The following is a 9,358-nucleotide window of genomic DNA, read 5'->3' on the forward strand; positions in this document are numbered from 1 at the left end:
TGGAATCCATCCATGAGTCAGCAACCCAGCCACATTGTCATCGGCGCCGGCATCAGCGGCCTGAGCGCCGCCCACTACGCCGCCCGCAGCGGCCAGGACGTCCGGGTGCTGGAGGCCGACGCCCGTGAGGGCGGCTGCATGCACACGCACGCCTTCCCGGAGCTCGGCGGTTATTGGGTGGAGGCCGGCAGCCACAGCTGCTTCAACAGCTACGGGAACCTGCTCGGCATCATGGAGCAGCTCGGCATCTTGGGGCGCGCCACGGCCAAGGCCAAGCAGAGCTACAAGCTCTGGCGAGAGGGCGAGCACAAGTCCATCCTCTCCGCCCTGCATCCCGTCGAGCTGGTGCGCTCCCTGCCCAAGCTCTTCGGCGCCGACAAGACCGGGGCCAGCGTGCGCGAGTACTACGGCAAGGGGCTCGGCGAGAAGAACTACCGCGACCTCTTCGGCCCCGCCTTCCGCTCCGTCATCTGCCAGCCGCCGGACGAGTTTCCAGCCGAGGCCCTGTTCCGCAAGAAGCCCCGGCGCAAGGACGTCCTGCGGAGCTTCACCATGCCCGAGGGCCTCAGCGAAATCCCGCAACGCATCGCCAGGACACCGGGGGTGACGCTCACCACCAACGCCATCGCAACGGCCATCGAGCGCGACGGCGAGGGCTTCGCGGTCACCTGTGCCGACGGCACCCGCCACCGCGCGGACTGGCTGACGCTGGCGGTGCCGCCGGACGTGGCCGCCACCCTGCTGACGGACAACGCGGCCGAGGCGGCGGCCATCATCGCCGGCATCGGCATGGCGGAGATCAACACGCAGCTGCTGGTGCTCGACAAGGCCGACCTCGGCGTCGATGCCCTCGCCGGCTTCATCAGCGTCGACGGCGCTTTTCTGTCGGCGGTCTCCCGAGACTTCCTGGAGCACCCGCAGCTGCGCGGCTTCGCCTTCCACTTCCCCGGCGATGCGCTGGACGAGCAGGCCCGCATCGAGGCCGCCTGCCGGGCGCTGAATGCGAGCCCCGAGCGCGTGCGCGCAGCCGCCTTCGTGCGCAACCGGCTGCCGGCGCTGCGCAAGGGCCATTTCGACCAAATCGCCGCGCTGGATCGGGCGCTTGCCGGCGGGCGCGTCGGCATCACCGGTAACTGGTTCCTAGGGGTCTCCATCGAAGACTGCGTGACCCGCAGCCGCAGCGAGCACGAGCGCCGCTTCGGCGCCCTGACGGAGACGCTCGAGGAGGCCCCCGCCGCGGCTGCCTAGCCGACGTGTCGGTGCGCTCATCCTAGAAGCACCCGCCCGTGAACATGGCGAAGGCGCCGCGGCAGATCGCGCCAATTTCGGCGCATTGGTATCCGGGCGCGGACGCCGTCAACGGCCCGCTGGCGGCGGCCTTCGAGACCCTGGGCGAGCAGGACTTCACCCACCGCAGCCATTTCATCGACGGGCGCTTCGAGAACCTCTACCTGAACCGCGGGCGGCTGCCCGGCTTGGCCGCGGTGCTCGACTTCGCGACAGGCGCCGCTGCCGAGCGCCTGGGCCCGGACTGCCCGGCGCTTCGCTGCGGCTTCTGGCTCAATGCCATGCACGCCAGCAGCAGCACCAGCCGCCACGACCATGCCGAGAACGACGAACTCCTGTCCGCTGTCTACTACGTCACGGCCCCCGCCGACAGTGGTGACATCTGCTTCGCGGACGGGCCCTTCCAGACCCGCGTGACACCCGAGCCCGGCCTGCTGCTGCTGTTCCCCCCGAGCCTGGGGCACTGGGTGGAGCCGCATCAGGGCACGGGGCTGCGCTTGTCGGTGGCTTGCAATCTGGGGCCGGCGGCGGAGGACTGAGCCGGCGGCCTGCGCCCAGAGGCGTCGACAGCAGGCGGCGGGGCGCGGGCCGAGCGGGATGCATACCGCCGGATGGGTCGAGACGCCGGTCGCTCCAAGGCCGTGGGGCCCGGGCACCGCAGCGAGCCCGAAGCCGCCCCGGCGACTCCCTCAGCGCCCCTCGCGGATGATGATGCGCTCCACCTCGGACACACGGATGCGCCGGCCGTCGAGGGTGCGGATGGTCTGATCCCCGACGTCCGTGCGCCTGGCCTCGAAGCGCTCTACGGCACCGGTGATGGGGTTCGAGACCTCCACGGTCACCACGTCCCGGGCCCGCTCCCAACCCTGGAGCAGCGCCAAGGCGCTGCCGACGATCATGGTCACCACCACCACGCCCGCGGCGGTCTGGATCAGGCTGCGGCGCGAGAACAAGCCGGCCCGGCCGCCGCTCGCCGCTGCGCGGGCACCGTCCGCGGTGTCGCCTCGCTCGCCGCGCTCGCCAGAGGAGTCCGCACGCTGGCGAATGACATAGAAGGCCAGCACGATGACGGCGGCGGTGAGGAGGAACTTCCCGAGCATGGGTATATGTCAGAGCCTGGGAGTCGCCGATGTGGGCCCGCGCCTTCCCTGCGCGGGAACGTCATCGGCTCGGATCATGGGCGGCAATGCCGCGGCAGCGGCCGCCGACGGGTACCGAGGTCACTTGCCGCCGGCGACGCCGGGCGCTACGGTGCCGGATGCCGCCGGGGCGACGCACTGTCGGCACCGAAGGCAGCAGGCGCGCGCACCGCTGGCACACGCGCCGGCCGCAGCGGCGCAATTCTGTAAGGAGTCTTTTCCCTAAAGTCATGCGAAGCATACTGAGCCTCGGCACCTTACTCGGCTGTCTGCTATTGCTGCAAGGCTGTGACGCCCCGCCGAAGCCGAGCGGCAACTTCCACCACGCTGTGCAGACCGCCGACCTGGTGCAGGTGAAGCGCCACCTGTACTGGAGCACCGACCCGAATCAGCGCGGCCCCGGCGGCCAGCCGCCGCTCAACATCGCCGTGGGCGACGGCAAGGTCGCCATCGCCAAGGAGCTCCTCAAGCACGGCGCCGACCCCATGGCCGAGGGACCGAACGGCGACACGGCCCTGATGACGGCACTCGCCCGCGGCCGGGTGCAGGCGGCCGAGCTGCTGCTGCAACGCGGCGCCGAGGACGACCCCAAGGCCCTGCTGTACCAGCTCATCAAGCGCGGCGCCCTGGACCGCGACACCCTAGACCTGCTGCTGGACCAGGGAGTGGCGCTCGGCAGCGTCGGCGCGGACGGCCGCACCCCGCTGGCGCTGGCCGTACAAACCGGCAGCGTCAACATCGCCAAGCTCCTGCTGGAGCGCGGCGCCCCGCTGGCCCCAACGGAGAAGCCCGACAAGGACGCCCCCCAACCCCAGGTACCCACCGCCGAAGACATCGGCGACCCCGTCATGGCGCAGCTGCTGCGCCGCTACGGCGTCATCGAGTAGCGACGCCCAAGATCGCACCCACGCCGCGTGTCGGGCCTCCTGCCGTCGGCACCGACCTACCCCGCCGTAGGTCGGCGCTGAGCGATAGCGAAGCCCGACACCGCACCAACGCCCCATGTCGGGCCTCCTGCCGTCGGCACCGACCTACCCCGCCGTAGGTCGGCGCTGAGCGATAGCGAAGCCCGACAGCGCGCCAACGCCGGGTGTCGGGCTCCCTGGCGTCGCCACCGACCTACCGCGCCGTAGGTCGGCGCTGAGCGATAGCGAAGCCCGACACCACCCCAACGCCGGATGTCGGGCCTCCTGGCGTCGGCACCGACCTACCTCACCCGTAGGTCGGCGCTGAGCGATAGCGAAGCCCGACACCACCCCAACGCCGGATGTCGGGCCTCCTGGCGTCGGCACCGACCTACCTCACCCGTAGGTCGGCGCTGAGCGATAGCGAAGCCCGACACCGCCCCACCGCCGCATGTCGGGCCTCCTGGCGTCGGCACCGACCTACCTCACCCGTAGGTCGGCGCTGAGCGATAGCGAAGCCCGACACCGCCCCACCGCCGCATGTCGGGCCTCCTGCCGTCGGCACCGACCTACCTCACCCGTAGGTCGGCGCTGAGCGATAGCGAAGCCCGACAGCGCGCCAACGCCGCGTGTCGGGCCTCCTCACGTCGGCACCGACCTACCCCGCCGTAGGTCGGCGCTGAGCGATAGCGAAGCCCGACACCGCTCCACTGCCGCATGTCGGGCCTCCCGGCGTCGGCGCCGACCTACGCGACAGCGAAGCCCGACAACAGGCATCGAGGCTCATCGCCGCTCGCCGAACTCGCCGGCAAAGTCCCCCACACATCCCCAATCCACCGGCAGGACACCGGCACGCAGGTATCTGTGGAACGACGAATACGGCCAATCCGAGGCCCGCGTCACGTAACCATGCTTGACGGGATTGAAGTGCACATAGTCCACATGGCGCTCGAGATCCAGATCATCGCGAATGGTGTGCTCCCAGAAGCGCTGCTGCCAGATGCCGCGCTCCCGCCTGGCTGCCCTGACGCCGGTGATGGACTCGACTTTCGGCAAGGCGCGGGAGAAGCCGCCCTTGATGAGGCTCCAGCGCGTGGAATAATCAACGTCGCCCGCCGGCAAGGCCCAGACCGCATGCAGGTGCTCCGGCAAGACCACCCAGGCGACGATCTCGAACGGGTGCGTCCGCTTGACGGTGCGCACGGACTCACGCAGTAGGTCAACGTAGTCCACCAGCAACCGTTGGCGGCGATCGGCCAGGTTGACCGTGAAGAAGTACGCCGCTCCAGGGAGGCGGGCACGGCGATATTGCATTGTGTTCCTCTGGCCCCTTTCGTGTGTCGTACAGTGTAAGCCATCGGCCTGCTACGAAGACAACGCCATGCCGTTGTCGGGCCTCCTGGCGTCGGCGCCGACCTACAACGCCCGTAGGTCGGCGCTGGGCGATAGCGAAGCCCGACAGCGCGCCAGCACCGGATGTCGGGCCTCCTGCCGTCGGCACCGACCTACCCCGCCGTGGGTCGGCGCTGAGCGATAGCGAAGCCCGACAGCGCGCCAACGCCGCATGTCGGGCCTCCTGCCGTCGGCACCGACCTACGCGATAGCGCAGCCCGACAGGGCCCACCAGCCAACCCTGCCGTACGCACATCCCGGCGGCGCTTCCGGTAACCTGCGCGCGTCCTGAAGCCACAGGCGCGTGCGCGCAAGCCATCGATGCATCACCTCACCGAGATCCTCGCCCTGCTGATGGTGATCGGCATCGGCGCCCAGTGGATCGCCTGGCGCTTCCATATTCCGGGCATCGTGCTGCTGAGCCTGACGGGGCTGTTGATCGGACCGGTGCTCGGCATCCTGCGCCCGAGCGAGGCCCTGGGCGACGCCTACCACCCGCTCATCAAGCTCGCGGTTGCGGCGATCCTGTTCGAGGGCGGACTGTCGCTGCGCTTTGCGGAGCTGAAGCAATCCGCGGCGGTGGTGTTCCGACTCACCACCATCGCCGTGGTGCTGTCGTTGAGCCTCACCGCCTGGGTCGCGCACAACATCGTCGGCATGGCTTGGCCGGTGGCACTGGTGTTCGGCGCCATCACCGTGGTCACGGGTCCAACAGTGATCCTGCCGCTGCTGCGCCAGGCCAAGCTCAAGGGCCGCCCGGCGTCGTTCCTGAAGTGGGAGGGCATCGTCAACGACCCCACTGGCGCCGTGCTGGTGGTCGTCATGTTCGACGTCACCGTCGGCGCCCATGCGGGCCATGTCGGCGAGACGCTCCAGCACTTGGGCGCCGGGGTCGGTGTGGCGCTGCTGCTCGGCGGCGTCGGTGGCTGGGCGCTGGGCCGCGCCTTCCTAGCCGGGTTGGTGCCGGAGTACCTGAAGGGCGCCGTCGCACTGGCGGCGGCCATCGGCGCCTATGCGCTCTCCAATCTGGTATTGGAAGAGGCCGGGCTCATTGCCGCCACCGTCATGGGCGTCGTGCTCGGCAACATGAACCTGCCGAGCATCGGCGAGATCCGCCGCTTCAAGGAGTATGTCGCGGTGCTGCTGGTCTCCGGCGTCTTCCTGTTGCTGACAGCGGACCTGGACCCGCACATCCTCGCCGCGCTGGACTGGCGCAGCGCGCTGCTCATCCTCGCCGTGGTCTTTCTGGTGCGCCCGGCGGTGGTGTGGCTGTCCACCATCGGCGCCGGCATGAGCTGGCAGGAGCGTACGCTGGTGGGCTGGATCGCGCCCCGCGGCGTGGTGGCCGCCGCCGTCGCCGGCGTCTTCGGGCCGTTGCTGGCGGAGCAGGGTCTCGCCGGGGCCGAGCTGCTGCTGCCGCTGGTGTTCGTGCTGATCTTCACCACCGTGGTGCTGCACGGCTTCACCCTCGGGCGGCTCGCGCGCAAGCTGGACCTGAGCGCCCGGCGCCACGGCGGGCTGATCATCGCCGGCGCCAGTGCCTGGAGCAATGGCCTGGCCGCGAAGCTGCACGAAGCGGATGTCCCCGTCATCGTCGCCGACAGCGCCTGGCATCGGCTGCGCTCCGCCCGCCAGGCCGGGGTGCCGGTGTACTTCGGCGACCTGCTCTCGGAGCACGCCGAGCATGCGCTGGAGCTCGGCGCCTTCGGCAGTCTGCTCGCCGCCACCAACAACGACGCCTACAACGCCCTGGCCTGCGCGCGCTTCGCCCCGGAGCTGGGGCGCCAGCAGATCTTCCAGCTCGCCGCCAACGACACCGCCGAGCCCTACAAACCCGCCCCGGAGCTGCGCGGGCGCACCGCCATGGGGCATGACGTGCAATTCGAGGACCTGCAGCAGCGCTGGTACCAGGGCTGGGGCTTTCGCGAAAGCGAGCTCACCGAGACCTTCGACGCCGAGGCCTTCCAGAGCGCCCTGCCGGAGGGTGCCGTGGCGGTGTTGGTGATCGGCCCCAACCATGCCATACGCCTGCTGGAGGCGGACAAGCCGCTGCGGGCCGAGGCGGGGGAGCGAGTCGTTTGGCTCGGACCCAAGGCCGATCAAGAGGCGCCGGAGCCGGCGGACCGGGCGGCGGATCGGCCGCGGCCGTTGGTTTGAGGTTGGTGAAGGGGGAAGGGGAAGTTTGAAATGCGGAGTACGGAGTACGGAGTACGGGGTACGGGTGCGCGGTGCGCGGTGCGTAGTGCGGGGTACGGTGTGCGGGGTGCGGGGTGCTGAGACGTCGCTGTTGTCGGGGAGACAGCGCAGATTTGTGGTATCCCGGTGGGGCCGGGAAAGGCGATGGTAATTGCCCGCCGCGGGTGAGCACGTTGCGACCGTTGCGTGATCTATCCGAGCCAGGTCAACACCGGCAGGCCCGTAGGTCGGCGCTGAGCGATAGCGAAGCCCGACAGCGCGCCAACGTCGGGTGTCGGGCCTCCTGGCGTCGGCGCCGACCTACGACAGTGATACGGCCTTGCGCTGCCAGAGGCCGCTGACACCCCAGTATGCCAAGGCGAGCGCGCCGATCCAGGCCGCCGCCAGCAGGCCGATGACGCCGTCGTAGTCGCCGGTGAGATAAGCGAAGGCGGCGGTCTCATTGCCGTCGGAGAGTCGGCGCGAGACCTGGATCACGAACACCCAGCCCGCGTGCAGGCCGATGCCCCAGGCGATGTGCCCGCTGCGCTCGCGCACCAGGGCCAGGAAGACGCCCACCAGGAAGAGCGCCAGCATGGAGTCCAGGTGGCGCCAGTCCGCGAGACCGGTAAAGACGCCCGCGAACATGGCCCAGCTGCCGGCCCAGTCGAAGGGCACGCCGGCGGGCAGGTCGTGCGGCTTCATGAAGTGCAGCAGCGCATAGAGCACCGCCGACCACACCACCGCGGCGCGGATGCCGCTGCGCCTGCGGATGGCACCATAGAGGGCGCCGCGGAAGAAGAGCTCTTCCAGCAGCCCGATGAGCAGTCCGCCCACCAGCGCCGCGACGGCCTTCTCCAGGACGTACCACACCAGGCCGTCGTCGGGCCGATCCGGCACGCGGACCTGCAGGGCCAGCAAGGCCCACACCAGCGCCGCCAGGATGGCCACACCCAGCACCCAGCCGAGCGCCACATCCAGCAGGAAGCGCCGGCGCGGCAGGCCGAAGCCCAGCGCCGCCTTGCTATCGAGCCGCAGCAGCTTCAGGAAGGGCCAGAGCCCGAGCAGGATGTACAGCTGTGCGAGGCGCCCCATCACCCGCCGCGGCGGCTCGTCGATGAGGCCCGTCTCCATGAGCGCCGGGGCGGTGGCCGCCGCCAGCAGCAGGCAGCAGAAGAGATAAGCGAAGAAGACGGCGGTGGTGCGCATGGGGTGAATTGTGAAGTTTGAAGGGTGAAGGGTGAAGGACGGGATTGAAGCAGCATGGTCCGGAGGACGGTCCGGCGCAGCCGGATGCAGCGTGGTGGAGCCAACCATCGGGATCTGCCATGCTTCGGGTGGGGTCGGCGCCCGCGGGCCTGGCGGCTCCATCTTCGGCCTCCGCGAGCAGGCTGGATCAACCGACCGGATGCAGGTCGTCCGCTCCACGCCTGCCCCGAAGGTGACTCCGCAAGGCGCATGCGCGCCGCTCATCATTTTCGCCGGTGACCAAGGCCGGCTGCGCCCATGTCCAAGCCGCGAAAGCCCCGACAGCCCAGCACGGCGCGCAGCGACGACGGCGCGGCCCCGGCCTCGACGCAGCGCCCCGAGCAACCGCCTTTCAACGTCGCGGGCCGCCTCTGGCTCAGCGTGGACGAGGTGGCCTTCCTCGGCGAGGAGCGCATTGCGCTGTTGGAGCAGATCGACCGGTGCGGCTCCATCACCCGGGCCGCCAAGGGCGCAGGCGTCAGCTACAAGGCCGCCTGGGATGCCGTGGACGCCATGAACAACCTGGCCCCGGCGCCGGTGGTAGCCACCGCCACCGGCGGGCGCGGCGGCGGCGGCGCCCGGCTCACCGACGCCGGCCGGCGGCTCATCGCCGCCTACCGCAGCATCGCCGCCGAGTACCAGCGCTTCCTGGCGGGCGTGAATGCCGCGCTGGGAGAGGCCGGCGGCATGCCGGGGAGCTCCGACAGCGCGCTCGAGCTGCTGCGGCGCTTGGCGCTGCGCACCAGCGCCCGCAACCAGTTCGTCGGGCGCATCACCGCCGTCACCGCCCGCACCGTGGATGCGGAGATCACGCTGGCGCTCGCCGGCGGCGAGCGGATCACCGCCAGCGTCACCAACGAGAGTGTCGAGCTGCTGGGCCTCAAGCCCGGCGGGCGCGTTTGGGCACTGGTGAAGGCCGTCGGCGTGGACGTGCTTGCGGCAGCACCCGCAGCCCCGCCGCCGCCGCGCAGCAACGCGCTGTGCGGGCGGGTGGAGCGCATCCTGCGGGGCGACGGGCCGGCGGAGGTGGTCATTGCGCTCGGCTCCGGCGTCACCGTCCGCGGCGTCACCACCGACGACCACCTCGCCGAGCTAGGCATCCGCGAGCAAGGCGAGGCCTGCGCGGTGTTCCCAGCCTCCAGCGTGATCATCGGCGTGGATTAACCAGCGCAAGGTTTCGCACAACAACCAAGTTAAGCCGCGCCCCAGCCC

Annotated in this window: 8 protein-coding genes; 5 read left to right on the top strand and 3 right to left on the bottom strand. The window is 70.3% G+C overall.

The window, feature by feature from the left end:
* Positions 1 to 12: 12 nt before the first annotated feature.
* Positions 13 to 1,248 (top strand): protoporphyrinogen/coproporphyrinogen oxidase, encoded by a 1,236-nt coding sequence (locus CKO31_RS11740; RefSeq protein ID WP_200237429.1) that lies wholly within the window; start codon positions 13 to 15, stop codon positions 1,246 to 1,248.
* 38 nt (positions 1,249 to 1,286) lie between these two features.
* Positions 1,287 to 1,826 carry a 2OG-Fe(II) oxygenase family protein gene (locus tag CKO31_RS11745; RefSeq protein WP_200237432.1) on the top strand — a complete coding sequence of 180 codons (540 nt, stop codon included), beginning with the start codon at positions 1,287 to 1,289 and terminating at the stop codon, positions 1,824 to 1,826.
* A 150-nt stretch (positions 1,827 to 1,976) separates the two neighbouring features.
* On the opposite strand, the gene CKO31_RS11750 is transcribed toward CKO31_RS11745, so the two are convergent.
* Positions 1,977 to 2,387, bottom strand: a complete 411-nt coding sequence (locus CKO31_RS11750; protein ID WP_200237434.1) for a hypothetical protein — start codon at positions 2,385 to 2,387, stop codon at positions 1,977 to 1,979.
* A 269-nt stretch (positions 2,388 to 2,656) separates the two neighbouring features.
* Here CKO31_RS11750 and CKO31_RS11755 point away from each other — a divergent pair, with 269 nt between their 5' ends.
* The gene (locus CKO31_RS11755; protein ID WP_200237437.1) at positions 2,657 to 3,313 is read left to right on the top strand and encodes an ankyrin repeat domain-containing protein; all 657 of its coding nucleotides are present in this window, start codon (positions 2,657 to 2,659) and stop codon (positions 3,311 to 3,313) included.
* Positions 3,314 to 4,114: 801 nt separating this feature from the next.
* On the opposite strand, the gene CKO31_RS11760 is transcribed toward CKO31_RS11755, so the two are convergent.
* On the bottom strand, positions 4,115 to 4,645 hold the full coding sequence (locus CKO31_RS11760; RefSeq protein ID WP_200237440.1) for an REP-associated tyrosine transposase: 531 nt from the start codon (positions 4,643 to 4,645) through the stop codon (positions 4,115 to 4,117).
* A gap of 399 nt (positions 4,646 to 5,044) precedes the next feature.
* Between CKO31_RS11760 and CKO31_RS11765 the strand changes: the two genes are divergently transcribed.
* Positions 5,045 to 6,880, top strand: a complete 1,836-nt coding sequence (locus tag CKO31_RS11765) for a cation:proton antiporter (protein WP_200237443.1) — start codon at positions 5,045 to 5,047, stop codon at positions 6,878 to 6,880.
* 339 nt (positions 6,881 to 7,219) lie between these two features.
* Here CKO31_RS11765 and CKO31_RS11770 read toward each other — a convergent pair whose 3' ends face one another.
* A complete protein-coding gene (locus CKO31_RS11770) occupies positions 7,220 to 8,107 on the bottom strand; it encodes a CPBP family intramembrane glutamic endopeptidase (protein WP_200237446.1) in 888 nt (295 codons plus the stop codon).
* A gap of 297 nt (positions 8,108 to 8,404) precedes the next feature.
* Between CKO31_RS11770 and CKO31_RS11775 the strand changes: the two genes are divergently transcribed.
* On the top strand, positions 8,405 to 9,310 hold the full coding sequence (locus CKO31_RS11775) for a TOBE domain-containing protein (RefSeq protein WP_200237449.1): 906 nt from the start codon (positions 8,405 to 8,407) through the stop codon (positions 9,308 to 9,310).
* Positions 9,311 to 9,358: the final 48 nt, after the last annotated feature.

It is taken from the genome of Thiohalocapsa halophila, from assembly GCF_016583825.1.
Lineage (GTDB): Bacteria > Pseudomonadota > Gammaproteobacteria > Chromatiales > Chromatiaceae > Thiohalocapsa > Thiohalocapsa halophila.

Excerpts from the sequence above, each read along its gene's own strand:
- CKO31_RS11740 (WP_200237429.1), top strand. The coding sequence starts at position 13 with ATGAGTCAGCAACCCAGCCACATTGTCATCGGCGCCGGCATCAGCGGC.
- CKO31_RS11750 (WP_200237434.1), bottom strand. The coding sequence starts at position 2,387 with ATGCTCGGGAAGTTCCTCCTCACCGCCGCCGTCATCGTGCTGGCCTTC.
- CKO31_RS11755 (WP_200237437.1), top strand. The coding sequence starts at position 2,657 with ATGCGAAGCATACTGAGCCTCGGCACCTTACTCGGCTGTCTGCTATTG.
- CKO31_RS11760 (WP_200237440.1), bottom strand. The coding sequence starts at position 4,645 with ATGCAATATCGCCGTGCCCGCCTCCCTGGAGCGGCGTACTTCTTCACG.
- CKO31_RS11765 (WP_200237443.1), top strand. The coding sequence starts at position 5,045 with ATGCATCACCTCACCGAGATCCTCGCCCTGCTGATGGTGATCGGCATC.
- CKO31_RS11770 (WP_200237446.1), bottom strand. The coding sequence starts at position 8,107 with ATGCGCACCACCGCCGTCTTCTTCGCTTATCTCTTCTGCTGCCTGCTG.
- CKO31_RS11775 (WP_200237449.1), top strand. The coding sequence starts at position 8,405 with ATGTCCAAGCCGCGAAAGCCCCGACAGCCCAGCACGGCGCGCAGCGAC.